We start from the raw sequence: 24,427 nt of genomic DNA on the forward strand, positions 1-24,427 counted from the left end.
TGTCTCCTTGTTTGTGTTAACGGTGAAATTATTTGGCGTAGGACGACCGGGCAAAGATTCCGTTGGCGACATCCGTCCCGTCCACTGCATAGACACTGCCTGAGGGCAGGGTGATGCCTCCGGTGATGTCGGTCGCTTTTTTTGTCTCGCGGTCGGCCGCCACTCCCAGTTTTTCGCCGCCTGCGGGCGTCACGTAGGCCGAGTAGACCGTTCCCCCGGCATCGGCCGGAGTGGAAATTTCCACGGCAGCGTCGATCATCGTCTTGCGGAACCGTTCGAAGGCGGCATCGTCGGTGATGCCCTCCTCCACGCGCCACCACATGGCTACGGCGCCGAACTTGCCTTTGGCAGGAGTGCCGGCCGAAAGCTGGGCGGAAAGGTGCATCGCGTCGCCCATGTTGGAGACGGTTTTCTTCTTGTTGACGATGCTGACCGGAACGGCGGCGTCCTCATCGTTCTGGACCAGCAGGTAACGGATGCCCACGGCCACGTCTTCGAAACGGAGGAAGAAGGTCTGTTTGTCGTCGGTCGAGAGGGGCTGTTCGGAAATTGCGCTCCAGTCGGTGATTTGGGTATTGCCGTTCCACATTCCGTCGATCTTGCTGGCCGGAATGATGACGTGCGAGCGTACCTTGTCGTTGATGACGGAGGTTTCGCTGCCGTCGGCCGCCAGCAGGAACACCATTTCGCTGCCGCGCACGGCTCCTCCCGATGTCACGTCGCGTTGGGCCCGTGCCAGCAGGTTGTCGCGCAGGTGGCGAGGTTTGGTGTGGCCCTGGCCGGTCACCACCTGGTTTTCGGCGTACGGATCGTTGCGGCCTTCGAGCACCGATGAGATGTTGACTACCAGTTTGCGGGCCGCGCTCGACAGGTTGATGACGAAATTCTTGTCCTCATAGCCGTAGGTATGTCCCGCACTTCCCATGTTCACCTTGTCGCCCACGAAAGAGATGGCATACTGGTCGGCGTCCGCCCCCGTTTTGTAGACGATCGTCCGGGGCGTTTTGTCGATCAGGGAGAGGGCCTGTCCGGTCGGGGTCCAGAAGGCATGGGAACTGTAAAAATCGGTGTCCCAGCCGCGGAGATAGTGGGCCATCAGTCCGTCGAGAGTGCCCGAGCGGCTCGAAAAATAGTTGTAGTCGCGCGAATGGGGGCCGCCCAGATACATGCCCGTCTTGAAGTAGTTGCCGAAAAGCAGCAGGCTGTAATATTCCAGTGCGATGTTCGCCTCCTGTTTTGCGGTCGCATCGTCCGTGAGGGCGGCCATGCAACCCAGGGCCACGGCGGCCACTCCGCTGTAAGTGGGGCTGTTGTACTCGGCCACTCCGTTCCGGGCGAGTTCCTGCATCCAGGTGCGGAGCATACCGTATCCTTCCTGTGCGGCTGCATTGTCTCCGGTCGCCTCCCCGAGCGCACTCAGCGACCACATTTTCATCACGTAGATATTGGTGTAGGTGACGGCTACGTTGTGCCGCTGCATGGCGACGATCGCCAGCCGGATCATCTCGTCGAGCATGGCCTTGTTCTCTGCGTTCAGATTGCCGTAGTAGAGTTTGCGCAGCACGGCCAGCTTTTCCATACAGAACTCCGCGGCGTTTTCGTCGATCTTGACACCCTTTTCCGCATTCCCTTTGGCGAAGTGGAAATTACCGTAGTACTGCCCGTATTCCGGGTCGCTCTGGTCGCGGATTTGCAGGTCGGTCAGGTTGGTCAGCGCCAGTTTCAGCCGGTTCTGGCTCCAGTTGTAGGCAGTGGCCTGGAGCAGGAATTCGGCGATGTCGCGTGATTCGAGTCCGTCGTTGTTCGCTTTTACCTTCGCCCAGAGATCGTCCAGCGCCGGCAGCGAATAGGGGGCTTCGGGATCGGGCGTGACGGGCAGCCGGATAGGGTCTACCGTGCAGGAGACGGCCGGCAGCAGAAGGCCCAGCAGAAGGGCGGAACTCAGCAGCCGCCTCCCGAAGGATCGCATTGATTTTATGTATTCCATGGTTCTCTGTTTTTTTCGTTTCGGTTAGTTTTCCCATCCGGGATACTGGGTCAGGTAACGGTTCATGTCGGTTTCGGCCTGTGGAATGGCGAACTGCCAGTTGCGTTCGGTGAAGACACGGTCCGAAATGTAAATGGACGTATTGAAGCCGGTTATTTTGTAATTGAGTTTTGTGGCGATGTCGTACGAGGAGTCGTACTTGTACCAGCGGCGATAGTCGTTGAAACTGTGGCCTTCGCCCGCGAGTTCCCACATGCGTTCGTCGCGGATGGCCTGCCGCATTTCGGTCTTGCCGAGACCCGACAGCGGGGGCATCTCCACCGAAGGACGCTGGCGCACCTTGTTGATCGCCCAGTAGACGCTGTCGACGGGGCCTTCCGCCTCGTTCTTGGCTTCGGCGAAGAGCAGCAGCAGGTCGGCATAACGCATGACGGGGATGTCGATCGGAGCGTTCCGGCGGATGGGACACTGGTTGCCCGTATTGACGAATTTTCTCCAGGCATAGGTTTGTACGTTGTTGTTGGTGGCGAATGCCATGTACTCCTTCTTGCCCGTGTAGGAGGCGGGATAATACTGGTAGGTCGAGGACTTCTTCGTCGAGTTGTAGGCTCCTTCGAAGAAAGCCCAGGGACGGATGACGGAGGCCTCGAGACGCGGGTCGCGGTCTTTGAACGCCTTTTCCACTTCGGTTTGCGAATTCCAGAAGGCATTCTGGTCGGCTGCGGCGGGAATGTCGCTCCAGCGGAATTCCGAGCCGTCCGTTTTGCGGTAGGAGTCCACCAGATAGGGTGTGGGCACGCATACGTTGCCTCCTTGGGCGAACGAGGAGCGGCTGCCGTAGATCATCATCATGAAACTGCCGTAATCCTGGATGTCGAGGTTGGGAACGATGAAGATACCTTCCTTGTTGTCTTCGCCGTCGAGCTGGAACAGTAGGTAGTAGTCCGGATAGAGTTCGTATTTCTGCTCCCGTTCGTTCTGGGCGACCACGGCGCCGAAGGCTCCGGCTGCCTTTTCCCATTGTTCGCTGTAAAGGTAAACCTTGCCCAGCAGCATTTGGGCGGCGGCGCTGTTGGCCCGGCCCGCCTCCGACGAGGTGAAGGGCAGGTCGGGGATCGCTTCCTTCAGGTCTTTGATGATCTGGGCGCGTACCTGGGCCGGCTTGCTGCGGGGCAGATAGGCGTCTTCGTAATTGGTGGGTTCGGTGTAGAGCGGTACGCCGGGGTCTCTCTGGTCATGGCCGCTGAAGAAACTGAGCAGGTCGAAGTAGAACAGGGCCCGGCAGAATTTGGCTTCCGCCAGCAGGGTGTTCTTCGTCTTTTCGTCGATGTTCATGCCCGGCAGGTGGGCTATCGCATCGTTGGCCCGCGCTATGCCCTTGTAAAGGGTGGTCCATTTTTCCTTGAAAATGGATTCGTTGGCCGTGGCCGTATTGATACAGAGTTTGTAGAAGCGGTACTCGTCGAACGTGGTGCCGGTTCCGTTCACGCACCATGCCTGAGGCGTGAGGCAGTCGTTGATGCCGTACATGTTGAACGCGAGTTTGGTCCGGACCGAATTGTAGATGGCCACCACGCCGAGTTTGGCGTCTTCCTCGGTGTTCCACATCTGGTTCGATCCGATGCCGTCTTTGGGATTGGTGTCGAGGAATTCGTTGTCGCAGCCCGACAGCAGCATTCCCAGCGACAGTGCCGCTGCACAATATATTTTTTTCATATAAAATCCTTTCATGACTGATGACCGATTAGAAGGTGATTGAAATACCGCCCACGATGCGCTTCATGTTCGGATAGGCATCGGCGCCGGAGAGTTCGGGGTCGAGGCCCTCGAAACCGGTGATCGTGAAGAGGTTCTCCGCACTGCAATAGATTCTCAGACGCTGCACGACGAACTTCCGGGTCCATTTGGCCGGGAACGTATAGCCGATCTGGATGTTTTTCAGCCGGAGGTAGGAGGCGTCCTGCAGCCAGAAGTCGTTGTTGGCCGTGTTCCGTCCGCCGTCGTCGGTCGTGACGGCGGGGATGTTGCTCGTGGGGTTCTCCTCGCTCCATGCGTTCAGGAACTTCTTGTTGATCTGCGACCCGTTTTTCAGCACGTTGGTGTACCACATGCTGTTCAGGTATTTGTGGACGCCTGCCACGCCCTGGAACAGGGCCGAGAAGTCGATGCCTTTCCACTCTGCGTTCAGCGTCAGCCCGAAATAGTGTTCGGGTACGGAGTTCCCCTTGATGACCCGGTCGTCGTCGTTGATGATCTTGTAGCCGGGTTCGCCGGGCTGTTGCTGGTCCTTGTAGATGAAATCGCCCGGTTTGGGGGTGGAGGGATAGAACTTGTAGCCGTTGGCCAGCATCTCGTCGATTTTGTCCTGGGTGGCGATGCACTCCACTTCGCGCACGTAGAACGGGTAGAGGCGGATACCTTCCAGCAGGATGCGCTGTCCGCTGTAAGTGGCCACTTCTCCGCGGTAGCGGTCCACTTTGCTGCGGACGAAAGTGTAGTTGGCGCTGATGCCGTACCGGAATTTGTCGCGGATCGCGTCGTTCCACCGGATGTTCAGTTCCACGCCCCGGTTGGAGACGATACCCGCATTCTGGTAGGGGGCAGAAAGTCCTCCCAGTACGAGGGGAACCGGCAGCTGGAGCAGGATGTCTTTCGTCTTCTTGTAGAAGAAGTCGCCCACGAATCCCAGCCGGCCGCCCAGTACGTCGAAGTCGATACCCACGTTGGTCATGGCTGTCGATTCCCACGTGAGGTTCCGGTTGACCAGATTGGTCATGGCGGCGCCCGTCGTCACCTGTCCCGCCAGTACGGCATTGGCCGATTTGTAGATCGACTGGGTTCCGTAATCGTCCGTCCGGTTGTTGCCCAGCGTACCCCACGAAAGGCGGAGCTTGAGGTTGTCGAGCCAGCCGATGTTCTTCATGAAATTCTCTTCCGAGATGCGCCATGCGCCCGAGAAGGAGGGGAACAGACCCCAGCGGTGGCCTTTTGCGAACTTGGAGGAGCCGTCGTAGCGGAGGTTGGCTTCCAGCAGGTACTTGTCGTCGAAATTGTAGTTGATACGTCCGAAACCCGAACGCAGGGCACGGTTGGAGAAGCCGCCCTTGATGGTCGAGGGGGATGCGGCCGAATTCATCACGTCGGTGTCGTAGCTCAGCAGGTCGTAGGCCGTGCCGATCGTGTTGGAAGACTCTTCGTACTCCTGGTTGTAACCCAGGATGAAATCGAGTTGGTGTTTGGCGTTGATCGGCAGGGAGTAGTTCAGGTAGGAGTCCACGATCAGACGGTAGTAGCGGTTGTCGTCGTTCTTCAGCGTGGTGCGGCTGGCTCCGGCCGTGCGGACCACCGTGTTCTCCTTCAGGTTCCACAGCTTGACGGGCTGTTGCCGGATATTCTCGAAACTGTTGTCGAACGTGACGTTCACGCTGTTATGCCACGTGAGGTTCTTCGTGAAGCTGACCGTCGCGCTCAGGGTTCCCAGCACCCGGGTGGTATAGTACATGTCGTCCGTCTCGTCGAAATTGGCGAAGACGTTGTTGGCCTGCTGGTTGCCTCCGGGGGCCCATTCGGCTCCGAGGCGGCCGTCCGAACTGCGGGGCAGCGTACCCGGCGAGGAGTTGCTGACGTATCCCATGTAGGCGCTTACGTCGGCATTCTCCCGGATGCTCCGATACCCGCTCACTTTGGTCCCCACTTTCAGCCAGGGGGTGACCTGTGCGTTCACGTTGCTGCGGAAGCTGTATTTTTCGTAGTCCGTTTCGGGCATCGAGCCGTTGTTGCCCAGATAACCCACCGAGATCATGTAGTCCACTTTTCCGGAACTGCCGCTGGCCTGCAGCGTATGTTCCTGGATGAAGGCGGATTTGTAGACTTCGCGGAACCAGTTGGTGTTCGGGTAGATTTCCGGATCGAGGGGCGAGTTGGCACGCCATTCGGCGATGATGTCGTCCTTGTACGCAGAGGGTTGTCCGGCCCGGTTCAGGGCTTTGTTGATGGTCTCCATGTAGAGGGCATAATCGTCCACCACGTCGATGTTGAAAGTCGGGCGCTGACTGCCCAGATAGGTGTTGTAGGTAACGCGGATTTTGTCCTTGCTGCCCTGTTTGGTCGTCACGAGGATCACGCCGTTGGCCGCCCGCGAGCCGTAGATCGAGGACGATGCCGCGTCTTTCAGCACCGAGATGGAGGCCACGTCGCTCGGCGCCACATCGCTCAGGCTGCCCACGATACCGTCCACGACCACCAGCGGCGAAGAGTTGTTCAGGGTGCCCTGGCCGCGGATGGTGATCGAAGTGGATTCGGCGCCGGGCTGCCCGGAACTCTGCTGCGAGAGCACGCCGGACATGACGCCCTGAAGGCTCTGGCTCATGTTGGTGATGGCGCGGGTCTCACCCAGGTTCTCCATGTCGACCGAGGCGACCGAACCCGAAAGGTTCACCTTTTTCTGTACTCCGTAGCCGACCACTACGACATCCTCCATTGCCACCGACTCCTCTTTCAGCCGGATGTCGATGACCGTACGGCTGCCCACTTCGACCTCCTGGGGAACGTAGCCCAGGAACGTGAACAGCAGGCGTCCGTCGGTGGGGACATTGAGTGTGAACCGGCCGTCGCTTCCGGTGCTGGTTCCGGTATTCGTGCCCTTGACGATGACGTTGGCGCCGACGATGGGGGCGCCTTTCTCATCGAGAACGCGGCCCGATACGGTCCGGATCTCCCTGCCGCCCGATTTCTGGCGGGAAATCACGATGTGCGCTCCTTTGATGGCGAAGGTGAATCCCGTGCCCTCGAGCAGTTTGGTCATCACTTCGCTGACCGTACCCGGAGCCGGTACGGATGCGAGCACCTTTTTGACGTCGATCAGCCGGGCGTCGTAATCGACCGACAGGGAGGTCTGTCTCTCCACCTGTTCGAACGCGGCCCTCAGCGTGAGGTTGTTTCCTGTGAGCGTCACCCGCTGATTCTGCCCGTAGGCCAGCGGTGCGACCAGAAGAAACCCCAGCAGGAGCACTGCCTGCCAGAAGTGTTTACTCCTGTGCAGACGTACTAAAGTCCAAAATTCCATGCTTTGTCGTTTTTAGTTAGTAGACCGGATTGGATTTGATTGTCAGAGTGTTGCTGTATGGTGTGTCGGAAAGGGAATAGAGTGCTAGTGTAGGTAGACCACCGATTCGTTGAACTGATAGGAGGCTCCGATCAGTTTGGCGAGGATCGCTATGGCCTGTTCAGCGGTTTCGTGCGGCTGGAATTTGATATAGTAGTACCTGCCTTCGTAAAGGGCCGCATTGTAGCTGATCCGTATGTTGTACCGTTTTTCGAGTTTGAGTACGATCTCCTCCAGCGGTGCGTTCTGGAAGATCAGATGTCCTTCCCGCCACATGACCAGCGAGGCTGCGTCCACGTCGTCGATCGCCACTTCGTTCGTATGCCGGGCGTAAGTCAGCTGCTTGTCGGGAGTCAGTACGGCCGAATAGAGCTCGGCTCCCCCGTCCGTGCTTACCCGGACCCGGACGCTGCCCTCCTCCAGCGAGGTGCGTACGTAGCGGGCGCCGGGGTAGGACTGTACGCAGAATACGGTGCCCAGTGCCTCGACCTGCATGTTTTTGGTATGTACGACAAAGGGTTTTTTGGGATTTTTCGCCACGCTGAAGTCGGCCTCTCCGTTCAGGTAGACGCTGCGTGTCCTGCCGGTGAACGATTCGGGGTAGATCAGAACCGAACCGGCATTCACCCAGACGACCGATCCGTCGGGCAGCGTTATTTCCTGACTCTCCCCGTAGGGTACGAAATGCTCTGCCATGCGGGGCGAGGAGGTGTCCGGCGCGGACGAAACCGCAGCGAAATAGGCCGCCAGTCCCGTTGCCGCCAACAAGGCCAACGCGGCGGCGTAACGTGCAATGCGCCGGAGGGGGTGACGGTGGCCGGCCGGCCGTCTCGCCGTTTCGATCCGTGCCCGCAGCCGGGCAAAGTCGGCCCGGGTCTTATCCGTGGCCATCGAGGGCGTGCGTTCCCATATCTCTTCCAGCGCTTCCTCCTTTTCCCGGATGTCGGTGTCGATACGCAACCAATAGAAGAAACGCCCGGCTGTCTGTGCCGAGAATCTGTTTTTGAAAAACGTACCGATGATCCGCCGAATGTTTCCCTCTTCCATAATTGCCGTTTGTACCTATAAGACAGCGACGGGGCCCGTTACGCACGGCCGGAAGCGGAATTTTTCAGAAATAGAAGAATATCAGGCAGATTTTCACCACTTTGCGGATGTCGTTCAGTGCCAGTGAAAGGTGGTTCTCTACGGTCCGCTTGTTGATCCGGAGCATCTGCGCTATCTCTTCGCTGGAGAGATTCTTTTCCCGGCTCAGGCGGTAGATCAGTCCCCGCTGGGGCGGCATGCGGGACACGGCCAGCCCGATCAGCGCTTCCAGTTCTTCGGCGAAGATCGTCTCTTCCGTTTCGTTCGATCCGGGTGCCGTCCGTCTGGCCGCGGCCGTTTCGAAACGGCCGCGTACCTGCCTGTGGTCGTGATAATTGTAGATCGTGTTGCGGGCCATGCGGAACAGGTAGGCTCCGAACGACTGCACTTCGGCGAATTTCTCCCGTTGTTCCCAGATCGTATAAAAAATGTCCTGTGCCATGTCGCGGGCTGCCTCCTCGTCTTTGACGAACCCTTCCAGAAAGCATACCAGCCGCGGCTGCCAGGCCAGAAACAGCGATTCGAAGGCACGGGTATCGCCCGTGCTCATCCTGAGCAGATATTCGTGTTCCGTATCCTTGTTCATGGTCATTCCGTGCATAGTGGAAAAATATCCGGTTCCTCTTTCCGTCCTGCGATGGCGTCGGACTTCTTTGCCGTAGAGGACGGCTTTCGTCCGGATCGGGGGGCGGAATGCAAACGGATAATTTCGGATCGGGAAAACGGCGGCATCCGGATACGGACCGCAATATAAATAAATTATGGGATAAAATATAAAAAAATCAAAAAAGAATTTGCAGATACGGATTTTGTTCGTATGTTTGCATCAACAATGTTGTTAAATAAAATTGTTAATTCATTGAAAAGCGATGACAGAACAATCCCGGAATAAAGAGGAGGCGATCCTGGAGGCAGCGGAGCGGGAGTTTATAGCCAAAGGCTTCGACGGGGCCCGCACGACTTCGATCGCCGAAGCGGCAGGTGTGACGCATGCCATGCTGCATTACTATTTCCGTACGAAGGAGAATATTTTCAATCGTATTCTCGACGAGAAGATGCGGCTGATGAGCCGGTCGGTGCTGATGGCTTTCGGGGAGGCGGGGCTTCCGCTGGTCGAGCGGCTGCGCAAGGGCATTGAAAACCACTTCGATTTCGTGGTCGAGAATCCCGGCCTTCCGCGCTTTATCGTCAATGAAGTGATGTCCCGTCCGGAGCGTCACGAGGCATTTAAGCGCAGGATCGGCTATCTGCTCGGTGCGGTGGTCGAAGGGTTGCAGCACGAGCTGGACGAGGCCGCCGACAGGGGGGAGACCGAACGGATAGATGTCAGGATGCTGATGCTCGACATCGTTTCGCTCAATATATTCTCGTTCATCGCCATGCCGATCATCGAACCGCTGGTCGGGGACCTGGCTGCCGACCGGGAGACGTTTTACCGGTTGCGCAAAGCGGAAAACGTGGAGGTTATTTTACGTCGTATCAAAAAACGGTGAATGATGAAACGAATTCTGATAGCCGGTTTCTGTCTGCTGGTTTCGTCCGGGGCGTGGGCCCAGCTTACGCTCGACGAATGTCGGCGGCTGGCCCGCGAGCACTATCCGGAGATCCGGCAGTACGATCTGATCCGGCAGAGCACGGAATACACTCTTTCGAATGCCCGCAGGGCGTATCTGCCGCAGCTGGCGCTCTCCGGGCAGGCCACCTGGCAGACCGATGTGCCGGGATTTCCGGAGGCGTTGACGGGAATGCTCGCAGGGCAGGGACTGCGTATCCCGGGAATGAACAAGGATCAGTATAAAGTCGCATTGGAGTTGAACCAGACTCTCTGGGACGGCGGGAAATCCCGGGCCGACCGGGATGTCGCCCGGGCCGAATCGCTGGAGTCGCAGCGTTCGGTGGATGTCGACCTCTACTCGCTGGAGGGACGGGTGGACGACCTTTTTTTCGGGATATTGCTGCTCGAGGAACGGATCGGGCAGACGAAACTGACTGCGGACCTGTTGCGCAGCAATCTCGAAAAGGTGCGTTCGATGCAGCGTAACGGTGTGGCCATGCAGACCGATGCCGATGCGGTGGAGGCCGAACTGCTCTCCGTGGGACAGCAGCTCGGGCAAGTCGAAGCGGCGTGCGACAGCTACCGGAGAATGCTCGCGGTCTTCATCGGCCGGGAGACGGACGGTCTGCGTCTGGAGCGGCCTTCGGTCGCGGAGCCCTCCGGTTACGAACCTCGGCGTCCTGAACTGGAACTGTTCGATGCCCGGATCGGAAAATTGTCGGCGCAGGAGTCGCTGGTGAAATCTTCCGTACGGCCCCGTTTCGGGCTCTTCGCGCAAGGTTACTACGGGTATCCGGGGATGGATTACTTCGAGAGCATGATGTCGGACGACTGGTCGTGGAACGCGCTGGTCGGTGTGAAGATGTCGTGGAATTTCGGGGCCTATTATACCCGGAAGAATTCGCTGAACCGGTTGCGTACGGCCCGGGAGCAGATCGGTGTGCAGCGCGACGTCTTTCTGTTCAACACCCGTTTGCAGGTGGCCGAGGAGAGCGGGGAGATCGCCCGTTTGCGCAAGGCTCTGGCAGACGACGACCGGATCGTCGGCCTGCGCCGTTCGGTGCGTGAGGCGGCCGAGTCGAAACTGCGCAACGGGGTGATCGACACCAACGACCTGTTGCGGAAGATCACCGAGGAGAGCACGGCCGCCATCGCCCGCAGCGCCCGCGAGATCGAATTGCTGAAAGCCATTTACGAACTGAAACACACGATAAACCGATGATGAGACGAATCTGGATTTGTGCTGCCGTATCGCTGACCGTAACGGCATGCGGCCGTGGCGGGGATTTCGATGCCACGGGAACTTTCGAGGCTACCGAAGTGGTCGTATCGGCCGAAGCGGCCGGACGTATCCTCTGTTTCGATGCGGAGGAGGGCGATGTGCTCGGGGCGGGCCGGCAGGTAGGTGCCATCGACACCGTGCAGCTCTATCTGCAGAAGTTGCAGATGGAACGGCAGCGGGCTTCCGTGCGGAGCGGCCGGCCCGATATTTCGAAACAGGCTTCGTCGCTGCGCGAGCAGATCGCCAAACAGCAGACCGAACGCCGGCGTGTGGAGAGCCTGCTCCGGGACGGTGCGGCGACCGCCAAGCAGCTCGACGACATAGATGCCCAGCTGCGGGTGCTGAACGGACAGCTGGATGCGTTGCTCTCCACGCTGGAGAACAACGCGCTCTCGATCGACGAGAACTCGTCGGCGATCGAACTTCAGATCGCGCAGATCGAGGACCGTCTGGCCAAATGCCGCATCGCCTCTCCAATCGGGGGGACGGTGCTTGCCAAATATGCCGAAGCCGGCGAACTGGCTTCGGTAGGGAAACCGCTGATGAAGGTGGCCGACCTGGAGCATATGCACCTGAGAGCCTATTTCACCTCGGATCAGCTGGCCGGGTTGGAACTCGGGCAGCGGGTGACCGTCACGGCCGATTTCGGCGGAGAGCAGCAGGTGGATTACCCGGGGCGCATCGTGTGGATCGCCTCCGAGAGCGAATTTACGCCCAAAACCATTCAGACGCGCGATTCCCGGGCCAATCTGGTCTATGCCGTGAAGATCGCCGTCGAGAACGACGGAAAACTGAAGATCGGGCTGTACGGAGAGGTGCGGCTGGACGACTGACGAACCCGCAGGACGATAGAGATTATGGATACGCAGTATGCCGTCGAAGTGGACGGACTGACCAAACGCTACGGCCCGCTGACGGCGCTGGACCGGGTGTCGTTCGGGGTCGGACGGGGCGAGTTGTTCGGGCTGATCGGTCCCGACGGGGCCGGGAAGACGACGCTGTTCCGGTTGCTGACGACGCTGCTCGACCCCGACGAGGGACGGGCCGCGGTGGACGGGTTCGACATCCGGACCGATTACCGGAAAATCCGGGAGCGGGTCGGATATATGCCGGGGCGGTTTTCGCTCTACCCCGATCTGTCGGTGGGGGAGAACCTCTCCTTTTTCGCCGCCTTATTCGGGGTTTCGACAGGGGACCATTACGACCTGATCGCCCCCATTTACCGGCAGATCGAACCGTTCCGTACGCGCCGGGCCGGGAAACTTTCGGGTGGTATGAAACAAAAGCTGGCCCTGTGCTGCGCTCTGATCCACCGGCCCTCGGTGCTCTTTCTCGACGAACCGACCACGGGCGTGGACGCCGTCTCGCGCAGCGAGTTCTGGGACATGCTGGCCCGTCTGAAGGAACGGGGGATTTCGATGCTCGTCTCCACGCCCTATATGGACGAGGCGACGCGCTGCGACCGGGTCGCCCTCTGCAACGAGGGGAAACTGCTCGGAATCGATACTCCACAGGGGATCGTCGCCCGGTTCGACGAACCGCTTTACGCCCTCTCGGGGGAGAATATGTACGGACTGCTGCTCGAAGCCCGCCGGGCGGAGGGCGTGAGGGAGTGTTATCCCTTCGGGGAGGCGCACCATCTGGTAACCGCTCCCGGGTTCGATCCGCAGCGGTTCGCCGATGCGCTGGTCCGGAAAGGGTTCCGGGGTGTGACTGTCCGGACTGCCGAGCCGGGAATCGAGGATGTGTTTATCAAACTGATGCGCCATGAATGATCCGATCATATCCGTCCGGGAACTGAGCAAACGGTTCGGCGACTTTACGGCCGTCGACCGCATCTCCTTCGATGTCGCCCGGGGAGAAATATTCGGTTTCCTGGGAGCCAACGGGGCCGGGAAGACCACTGCGATGCGCATGCTGTGCGGATTGAGCTATCCTTCCTCGGGCTGCGGCACGGTGGCCGGGTTCGACGTGATGCGGGAGGGCGAACGGATCAAGCGCCGCATCGGATACATGAGCCAGCGGTTTTCGCTGTACGACGACCTGACGGTGATGGAGAACATCCGCCTCTATGCCGGTATCTACGGACTGACGCACGGGGAGACGATGCGCCGGGCGGTCACGCTGCTCGACCGTCTGGACTTCCGCTCCGAAGCCGCTACATTGGTGGGTTCCCTGCCGCTGGGGTGGAAGCAGAAGCTGGCTTTCTCGGTGGCTACGGTGCACCGCCCCGAGGTGGTCTTCCTGGACGAGCCGACGGGCGGGGTCGATCCCGTGACCCGGCGTCAGTTCTGGGAACTGATCTACGAGGCGGCGGCCGGCGGGACGACCGTGTTTATCACCACGCATTACATGGACGAGGCCGAATACTGCTCGCGCGTGTCTATCATGGTCGACGGCCGGATTCGCGCGCTGGGTACGCCGGCCGAACTGAAAAAACAATTCGACGCGGAGACGATGGACGAAGTGTTCCGTACGTTGGCCCGCGGTGCAAAACGATCGGAGTGATGAAGGGGAGTTTCATGTCGTTTGTCCGGAAAGAGACGCTGCATATCGTGCGCGATCCGCGTACGATGATGATCGTGCTGCTGATGCCCGTCATACAGATGGTTCTCTTCGGTTTCGCCATATCCAACGAGGTGAACAACATAGATGTCGCTGTCGTGGCTCCGCATCCCACGGAGGCGGTCCGGCAGGCCGTCGAACGGATGTCGTCCAATCCCTATTTCACGTTCAAGGGGTATGTGCCCGGAACGCGGGTCGACGCGACGCTCCGTTCGGGGGAGGCGGATGCCGTGGTCGTCTTCGCCGACGACTACGACCGCCGGATCGGGGCGTTCTCCCGGGGCGAAGGCGGGGAGGCGGCGCTCCAGATCGTGTTCGACGCTTCGGATACCAATACCGCATCGGCCGGGGCCGGCTATCTGAGAGGCGTGTTGCTGGGCGGCATGTCCGCCGCTTCGGCGCCGGAAACGCACCTGCTTTACAATCCCCAGATGAAGAGTTCGTACAGTTTCGTACCGGGTATCATGGGGATGATCTTCATGTTGATCTGCGCCATGATGACCTCCGTGTCGATCGTCCGTGAGAAGGAGACCGGAACGATGGAGGTGCTGCTGGTGTCGCCCGTGCGCCCGTTGCGGATCGTCTTCGCCAAGATGATCCCCTACTTCACGCTCTCGTGCGTCAACCTGCTGACCATCCTGCTGCTGGCCCGGTTCGTGCTGGAGGTGCCCATGTCGGGCAATCTGGTTCCGATCGTCGGGCTGTCGCTGCTCTACCTCGTGCTGGCGCTGGCGTTCGGGCTCTTCATCTCCACCGTCGCGGAGCGGCAGGCGACGGCGCTCATCATCTCCGCGATGCTGCTCCTGATGCCGATCATCATGCTCTCCGGACTGGCTTTCCCTATCGAAAACATGCCGGGCGTTTTACAGGCTCTTTCGTGTGTCGTCCCCACGCGCTGGTATATCGAGGCCGTACGCAAACTGATGATCGAGGGGCTGCCGCTGGCCGCCGTGCTGAAGGAACTCTCCATTCTGGCGGCGATGACGCTCGTTCTGATCGTCGTGTCGCTCCGCAAGTTCAACGATAAACTCGAATAGCGATGAGAATCCTCCGTATTTTGCTCGATAAGGAACTCCGGCAGTTCGTCCGCAATCCGTTCCTGCCGAAAATGGTGGTCATGTTTCCGCTGATGGTGATGCTCGTCATTCCGTGGGTCACCACGATGGACGTGCGGCACATCAACGTCTCGGTGGTCGACAACGACCGCTCGCCGGCTTCGCGGAGACTGATCCGGAAGATCGCCGCCTCGGACTATTTTACGCTGCGGAGCGTACAGGAACACTATGCCGTTTCGCTGGCAGCCCTCGATGCGGGCGATGTGGATGCCATCGTCGAACTTCCCGACGGATTCGAGCGCTCGCTCTCGGGCGGGCCGTCCGAACGGGTGCGCATTTCGGCCAACGGGGTGAATGCCGTCAAAGGAAGCCTCGGGATGCAGTATCTGCTGCAAGTGGTGAACGGAACTCTTTCGGAACTGCGCGGCGAGAGGGGCCTGCCTCCGGCGGCCGATCCGGTCGTGGTGCAGAACCGTTACAATCCGACGCTGGATTATCGCCACTACATGATTCCTGCGCTGATGATCATGCTGCTCATCATGCTTTGCGGCTTTCTTCCGGCACTGAACATGGTAGGGGAAAAGGAGACGGGGACGATCGAACAGATCAACGTCACGCCCGTGAGCCGTCTGACTTTTACGCTGGCCAAACTGATTCCCTATTGGGTGATAGGGCTGGTCGTGCTGATGCTGGCGATGCTGCTGGCCTGGCTCGTTTACGGCCTGGTACCCGCCGGGTCGTTCGGGGCGATCTGCCTGGCGGCGGCGCTTTTCATCCTCACGATGTCGGGGATCGGCGTCGTGGCGGCCAACCACTCGGCGACCATGCAGCAGACGATGTTCGTGATGTTCTTCTTCGTGATGATTTTCGTGCTGATGAGCGGCCTGATCACGCCCGTCGAGTCGATGCCCGAGTGGGCCCGGTGGATCACGCGATTCCTGCCGCCCCGCTATTTCGTCGACGCCATGCGTTCGGTCTATCTCAAGGGATCGTCCGTCGCGGAACTGTGGCCGGATTATGCGGCGCTGACTCTCTTCGCTGTCCTGTTCAACGGCTGGGCCGCCCTCAGTTACCGGAAACAGGCGTGATCCGGAGAAGGGGTCGAATCACGCCTGTCCGGACGGTCCGTGTCAGTATGCGTCGTCCCACCGGTCGGTGCGGAACGGGGCCAGCGGCAGTCCCTCGGTAGTCGTTACGTTGGCGTCGGTCCAGTTCCGGAACGCATAGCGCAGGGCCACGGGTTCGGGGACGCTGTCGCAGGTCACTACGATCTCGTTGCGGTTTTCGGTGTGCCGTGCCCGGGCCGAATGGAAGCGGCGGTCGGCGCCGGCCAGCTCGAAGCCCCGGAGTTCGCCGGTGAAGTAGCTGAAACTGCCCCATGCGGCCGGAGCGTGGTCGGAGATTCCGCGGAACGTGACGACGGCCTTTCCTGCCGTGAACACCACCGTATCCACGACGGGAGGTTCCGGAAGCACCTTGATGCCGTAGGTCCTGTCCAGCGCGAGCGAAGCCAGCCGCTGACCCACCTCTTTTTTATGCGGCGGATGGATGGCGGTGGGGTGTCCCAGGTCGGTCGTGGGCACGATTCCCGAGTTCGGTATCCGTTCGAGAGCTCTGTACTGGGCTTCGACGGTCAGCGGAAGGGTGATGCGCTCCTTGCCGTCATAGGTGAAGGGAGCCAGCTGGACATAATAGAACGGCATGTCGTCGTTGTGCCATTCCGAACGCCAGAGCCGTACCATCGAGGCCATCAGTTTGTCGTAGTCGAAATAGTTGTGCTGGTTCGACTCGCCCTGATACCAGATGAATCCCCGGGCGGTGAATTTCGTGAGCGGGGCGATCATGCCGTTGAACAGGTAGGAGGCTTTCGCCGCATCGTGTCCGGCCCGGGGTGTCAGGGCCAGCTCCCGGTCGATCCCCTCGGTCGAACGGATGGCCTCCTCGGTCATCCACGGCTCGATGGCGATCCCTCCCACATTGGGTGTGATGAGCCCGACGGGAACACCCAGCACCCGGTGGAGGTATTTGCCGAAGAAGTACCCTACGGCGCTGAAATCTCCCACACTGCGGGGTGTGGATTTGAGCCAGTTTCCGGGACAGTCTTCCTGCGGTTCGGATTTAGGTGTGGGCGGGACGGTGAACATGCGGATGTCGGGATAGCGGGAGGCTTCGAAAATCGTCTCGACGCTGCCCTCCACCGGCTGGCCGTAGAACCCGTGCACCGGCATCTCCATGTTCGACTGGCCGGAACAGATCCACACCTCGCCGGTCAGTATGTCGTGCAGGGTCAGCGAGTCGGTACCGCAGACGATGCGCAGGCTGTGGGGACCTCCGGCCTGCGGGGTCTTTACCCGCACGAGCCAGCGGCCGTCGGTGCCGCTCGTCGTCGTGGCGGATTGTCCGCTCCATGAGGGCGTGACGGTTACCGTTTCCGACGGGGCGGCCCATCCCCAGAGGTTGACCCGGCTCGATCGCTGCAACACCATGTTGTCGCCCAGAATGGCCGGGAGGCGGATCTGGGAAACGCCGCACGCCGCGATGAGGCTGCAAATGGCGGACAGGAGGATTCTCTTCATGGCTGTCATTCGTTTATGATCGTACCGGTGTGGATGCTGACGATCCCCTGTTCGCTTCCGCTCGTCTTGTATCGCGTGTTCCGGAGCGTTGCCCGTCCCACGTTGTCGAACCAGAGGGCGGGACGTGTCTCTTCGCCTTCGAACGTCAGGCTGACGTTCTCGAAGAGGACGTCGCGCACGTTGCGCAGGTACCAGCCCCAGCAGGGCAGCTGGCGCGAGTCGGCGGGCGGCTGTCCCACCTTCAGTTTCCGCAGGGCCGCATTGTCGTTGCCCGCGTAGCTGTACGAAATGTCGCGGAACACCAGCTTGTCGAAACGTCCCCCGCGCCAACTCTCGGCCGACGCTGCGGCGAAGGTGATCCGGGTGGCGGTCACCCGTTCCACGAGGATGTCCCCCGCTTCGTTGCCTTCGTTGAGCACCATCATGATCGGATTGGTCACGCTGTCGATCCGGATGTCGTGGATGTGGATATCGTCCATGTCGCCCACGGCCCGGCCCCATCCTCCCGGCTGCAGCAGGATGGCCGACTGCATGTTGGTACGCCGCAGTTCGCGGGAGGTGCGGTGGGGATAGCGGCCGGGACCCTGGAAATCGCAGTGGGCGATGGTCAGGTCGGTCGAGGGCATGATCATGCGGATGCCGTTGCAGGCCGTGTTGATGTGGCAGTCGCTGATCGACATGTTGTCCCAGTAACCGCCCGCGATGGCGTCGTCGCCCGTGTGGAACTCGCAGTCGTGGATGACGATGTTTTTCCCGCCGCGGATGTGGATGCCGTCCCAGCCTTCGTTGATGGAGAGGCCGCGGAACGTGCAGTTTTCGATTTCGTAGGCCATGAAGGCGTAGTTGGCTGCGTTGTTGACCGTGATGTTTTCCATCGAGAAGTTGCGCGATTCGGCTACGATGATCGTATGGGGGCCTCGCATTTTCTCCTCCCCGCGGGGATCGAATACATGGCAGCCGTCGATCGTCCCTTCGCCCTCGATGGTGAAGTTCTTCAGTCCCACGCCGAGAATCAGCGCCCGGTTCCAGCGGGCGTCACGCGAATTGTTGGCGTTCTGGCCTCCTCCTCCGCTGTCGAAACGGGAGATGTCCTTGGTCGGGACGTAGGATTCGTAACGGTCGAGGTCGGCGGTGGCCCGCAGTACGGCATCCGCTTCCAGATAGAGGCGGACGTTGTCTTTCAGGTGGATCGTACCCGTGACGAACACTCCTTTGGGTACCAGCACCACGCCGCCGCCCCGGGCGTTGCAGGCTTCGATGGCCGCGTTGATGGCTTGCGTGTTGAGCGTTTTTCCGTCCCCTTTCGCACCGAATTTGCGGATGTCGCAGACGTTGCGCTGCGGGGCGAAAGTTCCGGCCTGCACTGTAAAAGCCAGGGCGAACAGGAGGAACAGAACAAATGGAGTCTTTTTCATGCGTTGCGTAGGATTGGGTTTATCGGACGTAAATGGCATAGCCGTTCTCGCGCAGCGGAATGCCTCGTTCGGTGAGTTGTTCGTAGGTGTTGTTCAGATAGTTTTTGAAGGTACCGGAGGGAATCTCTCCTTCGAAACGGCATTGTACCGCGTAATTGCCCAGGTTGAGAATCACCAGCACCTCGTGGTCTCCCCGCACGCGGGAATAGGCGAATACATTCTCGTTCGTGGTGGGGTAGATCTTGAGCGAACCCCGGTTCGTGCCGTCTTCCAGTGCGGGGTTGGTACGCTTGAGCTGGGTCAGTTTCTTGAAGAGGTTGATGAAAATCTTGTTGGCCGGGTCCCATTCCACGGGGCAGACTTCCGAAAAGACGAGCGACTTGTCCATACCGATCTCCTGTCCACTGTATATCAGCGGCATGTCGAAAATCGTGAACGTCAGTACGGTGAGGGGCAGCACGTTGCTTCCGAAGCGGGTGAATTCCGTACCTTCGAAGGCGCTCAGGTCGTGGTTGGTGAGGTAGACCATGCGTCCCTTGTCCCTGTATACTGGGTCTTTGTGCAGTGTTTTGCACGCTTCGACCAGAGCCGGTACGTCATTGGTCTGTCCGAACGACTTGAGCGCGTCGGCGAACTCCCAGGCATAATTGTAGTCGAACACCTCCATGTAGTCGGGATCGGAACCTTCGGCCAGCCACGTCACTTTCCGTACGGCATCGACCTGCCGGCGCACTTCGCGCCAGAAATCGAGGGGCACGTAGTCGGCTGCGTCGCAGCGGAATCCGTCGATGTCGAACTCTCGTACCCAATACTGCATGGCGTCGATCATGGCCGCCCGCATTTCGGGGTTGCTGTGGTCGAGCTGTATGGCGTCGTTCCAGCCGGGAGGCGAGTAGGGACGTTCGCCCTGGTCGTTGGTCGCGTAGTAGTCGATGTGGTCTTTTACCCAGACGTGGTCCCAGGCCGTGTGGTTGGCTACCCAGTCCATCCAAAGCTCCATGCCCTGCGCATGTACGGCGGCGATCAGCGACCTGAAATCATCCTCCGTGCCGAAATCGGGGTTGATGGCCTTGTAGTCGCGCACGCCGTAGGGGCTGCCCAGCGTTCCCTGCCGGTTCTCCTCTCCGATGGGATGGATCGGCATGAGCCACAGGATATCCACACCGAGTTCTTTCAGGCGTGGCAGGTCCTTTTCGATCCCCTTGAAGTCGCCTCTGCCTCCGTTCGAGTAGCTGTACACGTTGGCTTCGTAGATCACCCGGTTTCCGGCGGTGATCGGCTGCACCTGGCTGTTGGGCAGGTCGGACCATGTGTTGTCGTCGTCGTTTTTGCAGCCCCCCAGCGCCAGTGCGGCGGCAGCGGCTGCCATGAACCATTTTATCGCATTCATCGTTCCTGTTTTTGATCTGTTTGAAAGGCCCCGCACCGCTTTTCCCGCAGGCGCGGAGCCCGGTCGGTTCCCTGTTATTTGCGGAATATCGCGTACTGTCCCGTCAGGTCGTTGAAGACCACACGCAGCCGGGCGGCTTCCGGTCCGAAATAGACGTTTACGTCCGTCTCCTGCCGGAAAATCATGGTACCGTAAGGTGTGGACCAGTCTTTGCCGAGTATGTTCTGCCACAAGTTGTCGTAACTGCCGTCCGCGATGAATTTCCCGCAGTGGTATCCCAGATCGGAGGGCTCGATCGAGGTGTCCAGCGTCCAGATGTGGTTGTTCTCGTCGGAGAAACGGGTCATCGGTATCCGGGAGGGGTCCCATCCGGAGAATGTCCCGAAGAAGCACATCGTGTTCCATACGGTGGCGCTTCCCGCATCGTAATCGGCGATGCTGTACGTCATGTTATGGGTGTCGAGCGTGATGGTCTTGAATCCGGCCGTTTGATTCCAGAAAGCTATTCCCGTAGCCGAAATCTCCACGTCCGGCGCTCCGTCGGCCACCAGGCAGAAGGCCATGTCGGTGCCGAGCGACATTTCGGGCATGAACTTGTAGGCTCCCTGGGGCATGTATCCCGTGTAGGTGTACACGTAGTTCGACGTCTCGCTGTCGGTCTTGAACATAGGATACATGGCCGTGAAGTCCGACAGGCCCCAGTCGTTGATGTGCTGTCCGTAGATATAGACCGCCTGCAACGGATCGAAGTCGGCGAAGGGGACGATATAGAGCGTGAGCCGGTTGGACGATACGGTCTCCCCGGCGGATTCGCCTTCGCCGTAGGCGATCAGCAGCCGCATCTCCACTTCGTAGGCATGGCCCGCCGTCGCTCCGAAATCGTTCATCAGGATGGAGTTGAGTGCGTTGGCGTGAACGTCGGCCGAGAGCGACGAGGTGGTGGCCAGCGTCCTCGGATCGGCGAAGTCGTTGTTGCTCCGGTCGATCTGCAGCGTGTAGCTTACCGGCGAGACGGGAGAGGGCTCGGACGAGTCGTCCAGGTAGAACTGCGTGGCATTCCACGTGACGGTGAATACCTTCGGGTCCTTCACGCCCTGGTAGACGAGCGTGTAGGTGTCGGGCTGGAGCTCATCCAGCGTGCTCTCCTCGATGTCTGTGATGACGGGCGGCGCCGTGTAGGGCACGACCGTGAGCAGTACCGGTTCGGAGCAGACGGACATGCCGCCTCCGGTCGATTTGATCCGGAAACTCAGTACGAGCGGTTCTTCGCTCTCATCCTCCGCATAGTGGCCGCAAATGTCCCGGAGCGTCTGGGCATAGATGTCCAGATAGAGGCCGGAGGTCTTGGCGACCGATACCGGAGCGGAGAAATCGTTGTCGGAGAGGTCGGCCTGCACTTCGTATTCGATGCCGTCCACCCAGACCGGTTCCCCGCTTGCGGAGAAGAATTTGGTCTTGGTCCAGTTCATCCGGAAAAAGTAGGGGTTTTCGCTCTCTTCCGGCAGCTCGAAACTGCTCTCCTCCAGCGAGGCGATCACCGACGGCTGCGGCGCGAAGGTCTCCGGATCGTCCTCCTTGCATGCCGGCAGCAGGGCCGACAGGCAGAGAACACTCAAAAGGATTCGTATGTTTTTCATCGGTTCTGTTTTTTCGTTTGCGGCATTTATTGCTTCAGGATGACGTAGTGTCCCGTCAGGTCGTTGAATACGATCCGGTAGGCGCCGCCCTCTTCGAGGATGACGTTCGGGTCGGCCTCGTCCCCCGTCAGGTAGACGGTCTTCCCGTAGGGCACGTCGTAGGGATTGACCGCGGCCCAGCGGCTGTTCCAGCTTCTCGCTCCGCGGAACTTGACGTTGTGTATCTCTCCTTCGCCGAGCTCCGGAAGCGTGTAGTCCAACTGCCAGATGTGCGGATTTTCCGGAGAGATCTGCGTCATCAGCGGTTCGTTTTCCCAGTTGCAGAAACTTCCGATGAAGCCCAGGATGTTCCAGTCGAGGGCACCCGATTCGTCGTAGTCCTCGATCGACCAGGCCATGCTTCTCAGGTTGATGGTCACGGTCTTGTATCCGCCCGCGTCCACGTGGAGCGGGGTGCCGCTTTCGGCCAGTTCCAGCGTGTTGCCGCCCCCGTCGAACCAGGCTTCAGTTCCGCCCACCGATTCGCCCGGCACGAGTTTGAAGTCGCAGTTGTCGGGGAAATATCCGGTGAAGGTGTAGGTCTGGGTGTTGTCGTCGCTGTTGTCCTTGAACATGACGAGCATGCGGCTCGTGTTCCCGTTCTCCCATCCGGTCAGGTCGCCGGTGATATAGACGGGCGACAGGGGATCGCGGTCCTCGAACGGAGTGACCGACAGGGCGATCGTATTGTCCGAGAAGAGCGTCCGGGGCGTATTCTGTCCATAGTTCACTTTCAGACGCAGTTCGGCGTCGAACGGCTCGTCTGCCGAGGCGCCCAGGCTGTCGAGCAGCAGAAGGTTGAACTCCTTGAGGTGGACGTTCGAGGCGAGCGCCGAAGTGATGGTCACGGTTTTGGCCGATTCGAAGCCGTTGCCGGCCTTGTCGACCTGCAGCGTGTACTCTACGGGGGCCACGGGGGTCGGCGTCTGCGAACCGTCGAGGTAGAAGAGCGTTTCCGTCCAGGTGGCTGTGAAGAGTACGGGATCGGAGTTGCCGGGATTCCGGAGCACGTAGGTCTGCGACGGCAGGGGGTCGAGCGTGCTGGGAACCACCCGGTTCAGGGCCGGTTCGGTGTCGAAGTCGCCGCTGCAGGCCGTCATTGCGAGCAGCCCCAGCAGACCGAAAAATGATAGGATGCGTGATTTCATCTCTGTATGCCTTTAGTAACCGGGATTCTGTTTGATTCTGGTGTTGGCCGTCACCTCCGTAGCGGGGATCGGGTATATCTTGTACTTCTCGTCGATGTTGGTCACGCCGATATGCACTCCGTTTTTCCACGGCCATTTGTAGTTTTCGGTGAAACGGCCGTAGCGGATCAGGTCCATACGCCGGTGACCTTCCCAGTAGAGTTCGCGCGAACGCTCCTCGAGGATGAAGTCCAGCGTCAGGTCCACGGATTCGATGTCATCCGTGTGGGCCCTCCCGCGCAGTTCGTTGAGGTAGATCAGCGCCTGTTCCCTGGTACCTCCTTCACCCCCGCGCAACACGGCTTCGGCGTACATCAGATAGGCGTCGGCCAGCCGGAACATCGGGAAGTCGGTGTCGGCGTGGGCCGTGTTGGAACCCGGCGTGCCGTCGCTGTTCAGGTTGGAGTATTTGACCACCGACCAGCCGTAGGTGAAGTCGTACCATACGGAGGTCTCCAGCGTGCGGTCCTGTTTCCAGAACATGCCCCGCACGTCGTTGTCGGCAAAGAGTTCGGAGAGGCTCTCCTTGGCCCGGATGTTGGACCATGCCTGCGTGAAGCCCACGTTCGTCCCGGGGTTCATGTCGGTCTTCTGGGAGGCCGCGATCAGGAAGGTCGTGCCGCCGAAGGTGGCCGCCCTGCGTCCGTCGTAGACGATCGGAAAGATGATTTCCGGAGAGTTGTGGTTATCTGCGCAGAACATGTTGCTGTACGTGGGGTCGATGGAGAATCCCGCGCCCAGCACCTTGTTCAGGTAATACAGGCAGTCGTCGTAGCGTTCCTGTCCTGTGTAGACCTCTGCGTTGAGGTACATTTTGGCCAGCAGCATCCACACGGTCGGGTCGTTCACCATGCCGTAGTGGGCCTTGTCGGCCGGAGGCAGTTTGCCTTCCACCGCCTTCAGTTCGGATTCGATCCACGGGAAAAAGAAACTGCGGTCGCGCTGGACCACTTCGTTCGAACCGATCGGGAAATTTTCGTCGATGAACGGGACGTTTCCGTAGAGGTCCATCAGAAAGTAGTAGTTCATGGCCCGCAATACCCGGGCTTCGTTCCGGAAACCGGCCACCTTTTCCTTCAGCCGGTCGTCCGCGTTCCGCTCGGCGAGTTTTTCGGGAGTCGTCTCGCGCAGGTATTCGTTGGCGTAGGCGATATTGAGGAAAATGCGGGTATAGTTGAGCGAGACGAACTTGTTGGACGAGTTCCACTGGCAGAAATAGAGGCCGCGCATGGACTCGTTGTCCTCGGCTCCGATCACTTCGTCGGTACAGAGCTCCTGCAGGTTCCAGTAGGTACGCAGGAAGGTGGCTTCGCCCTGGTCGTCGGCCGTGATGTCGGGTTCGCCGAAAGAGCCCGAATTGCCCGACAGGGCCAGTCCGGCGTATATTTTGGCGAGGAACTCCTCGTAAGAGACGGGGTCTTTCCATGCCTGGTCGGGAAGGAGCAGGCTTTCGGTCAGCGGCTCCGTGTCCAGATCGCTCAGGCAAGAGGGCAGAGCCGTGCTGAGACCGAGCGAAAGGAGAAACAGAATATATGTTTTTTTCATGGTC

The 24,427-nt window shown here is 59.7% G+C and carries 18 protein-coding genes; 7 read left to right on the forward strand and 11 right to left on the reverse strand.

Features of this window, described 5'->3' with window-relative positions:
• Positions 1–28: 28 nt before the first annotated feature.
• The 5 genes from INF32_RS01315 to INF32_RS01335 all read right to left on the reverse strand — a co-directional run bounded on the left by INF32_RS01315 (position 29) and on the right by INF32_RS01335 (position 8,763).
• The gene (locus tag INF32_RS01315) at positions 29–1,987 is read right to left on the reverse strand and encodes a hypothetical protein (RefSeq protein ID WP_226386616.1); all 1,959 of its coding nucleotides are present in this window, start codon (positions 1,985–1,987) and stop codon (positions 29–31) included.
• Positions 1,988–2,011: 24 nt separating this feature from the next.
• A complete protein-coding gene (locus tag INF32_RS01320; protein WP_226386617.1) occupies positions 2,012–3,703 on the reverse strand; it encodes a RagB/SusD family nutrient uptake outer membrane protein in 1,692 nt (563 codons plus the stop codon).
• A gap of 28 nt (positions 3,704–3,731) precedes the next feature.
• Complete coding sequence (locus tag INF32_RS01325) at positions 3,732–7,052, reverse strand: TonB-dependent receptor (RefSeq protein ID WP_226386618.1); 3,321 nt, start codon at positions 7,050–7,052, stop codon at positions 3,732–3,734.
• 84 nt (positions 7,053–7,136) lie between these two features.
• A complete protein-coding gene (locus INF32_RS01330) occupies positions 7,137–8,138 on the reverse strand; it encodes a FecR family protein (protein WP_226386619.1) in 1,002 nt (333 codons plus the stop codon).
• Positions 8,139–8,202: 64 nt separating this feature from the next.
• Positions 8,203–8,763, reverse strand: a complete 561-nt coding sequence (locus INF32_RS01335; RefSeq protein ID WP_226386620.1) for an RNA polymerase sigma-70 factor — start codon at positions 8,761–8,763, stop codon at positions 8,203–8,205.
• A gap of 283 nt (positions 8,764–9,046) precedes the next feature.
• On the opposite strand from INF32_RS01335, the gene INF32_RS01340 reads away from it, so the two are divergent.
• The 7 genes from INF32_RS01340 to INF32_RS01370 are packed head-to-tail and all read left to right on the forward strand — an operon-like array spanning position 9,047 to position 15,722.
• Positions 9,047–9,670 carry a TetR/AcrR family transcriptional regulator gene (locus tag INF32_RS01340; RefSeq protein ID WP_226386621.1) on the forward strand — a complete coding sequence of 208 codons (624 nt, stop codon included), beginning with the start codon at positions 9,047–9,049 and terminating at the stop codon, positions 9,668–9,670.
• A 3-nt stretch (positions 9,671–9,673) separates the two neighbouring features.
• Positions 9,674–10,954 carry a TolC family protein gene (locus tag INF32_RS01345; RefSeq protein ID WP_226386622.1) on the forward strand — a complete coding sequence of 427 codons (1,281 nt, stop codon included), beginning with the start codon at positions 9,674–9,676 and terminating at the stop codon, positions 10,952–10,954.
• Positions 10,954–11,847: an HlyD family secretion protein gene (locus INF32_RS01350; protein ID WP_226388076.1), complete on the forward strand. Its 894-nt coding sequence runs from the start codon at positions 10,954–10,956 to the stop codon at positions 11,845–11,847. Before INF32_RS01345 ends, INF32_RS01350 begins: the two co-directional genes overlap by 1 nt.
• Positions 11,848–11,871: 24 nt before the next feature.
• On the forward strand, positions 11,872–12,789 hold the full coding sequence (locus INF32_RS01355; RefSeq protein ID WP_226386623.1) for an ABC transporter ATP-binding protein: 918 nt from the start codon (positions 11,872–11,874) through the stop codon (positions 12,787–12,789).
• Complete coding sequence (locus INF32_RS01360; protein WP_226386624.1) at positions 12,782–13,522, forward strand: ABC transporter ATP-binding protein; 741 nt, start codon at positions 12,782–12,784, stop codon at positions 13,520–13,522. The genes INF32_RS01355 and INF32_RS01360 overlap by 8 nt, the downstream gene beginning before the upstream one ends.
• Positions 13,522–14,616: an ABC transporter permease gene (locus tag INF32_RS01365; RefSeq protein ID WP_226386625.1), complete on the forward strand. Its 1,095-nt coding sequence runs from the start codon at positions 13,522–13,524 to the stop codon at positions 14,614–14,616. Before INF32_RS01360 ends, INF32_RS01365 begins: the two co-directional genes overlap by 1 nt.
• Before the next feature lie 8 nt (positions 14,617–14,624).
• Positions 14,625–15,722: an ABC transporter permease gene (locus INF32_RS01370; protein ID WP_226388077.1), complete on the forward strand. Its 1,098-nt coding sequence runs from the start codon at positions 14,625–14,627 to the stop codon at positions 15,720–15,722.
• Positions 15,723–15,764: 42 nt separating this feature from the next.
• Here INF32_RS01370 and INF32_RS01375 read toward each other — a convergent pair whose 3' ends face one another.
• The 6 genes from INF32_RS01375 to INF32_RS01400 form a co-directional block, all read right to left on the reverse strand.
• Positions 15,765–17,210, reverse strand: coding sequence for a sialate O-acetylesterase (locus tag INF32_RS01375; protein WP_226386626.1), 1,446 nt, complete (start codon positions 17,208–17,210; stop codon positions 15,765–15,767).
• 5 nt (positions 17,211–17,215) lie between these two features.
• Entirely contained in the window at positions 17,216–18,625 is a 1,410-nt protein-coding gene (locus tag INF32_RS01380; RefSeq protein WP_226386627.1) for a glycoside hydrolase family 28 protein, read from the reverse strand.
• Positions 18,626–18,644: 19 nt separating this feature from the next.
• A complete protein-coding gene (locus INF32_RS01385; protein ID WP_226386628.1) occupies positions 18,645–20,015 on the reverse strand; it encodes an alpha-amylase family glycosyl hydrolase in 1,371 nt (456 codons plus the stop codon).
• 74 nt (positions 20,016–20,089) lie between these two features.
• Positions 20,090–21,652, reverse strand: a complete 1,563-nt coding sequence (locus tag INF32_RS01390) for a SusE domain-containing protein (protein ID WP_226386629.1) — start codon at positions 21,650–21,652, stop codon at positions 20,090–20,092.
• A gap of 26 nt (positions 21,653–21,678) precedes the next feature.
• The gene (locus tag INF32_RS01395; protein WP_226386630.1) at positions 21,679–22,839 is read right to left on the reverse strand and encodes a SusE domain-containing protein; all 1,161 of its coding nucleotides are present in this window, start codon (positions 22,837–22,839) and stop codon (positions 21,679–21,681) included.
• A 12-nt stretch (positions 22,840–22,851) separates the two neighbouring features.
• The gene (locus INF32_RS01400; protein ID WP_226386631.1) at positions 22,852–24,423 is read right to left on the reverse strand and encodes a RagB/SusD family nutrient uptake outer membrane protein; all 1,572 of its coding nucleotides are present in this window, start codon (positions 24,421–24,423) and stop codon (positions 22,852–22,854) included.
• Positions 24,424–24,427: the final 4 nt, after the last annotated feature.

Source organism: Gallalistipes aquisgranensis, from assembly GCF_014982715.1.
In the GTDB taxonomy this organism is placed as follows: domain Bacteria; phylum Bacteroidota; class Bacteroidia; order Bacteroidales; family Rikenellaceae; genus Gallalistipes; species Gallalistipes aquisgranensis.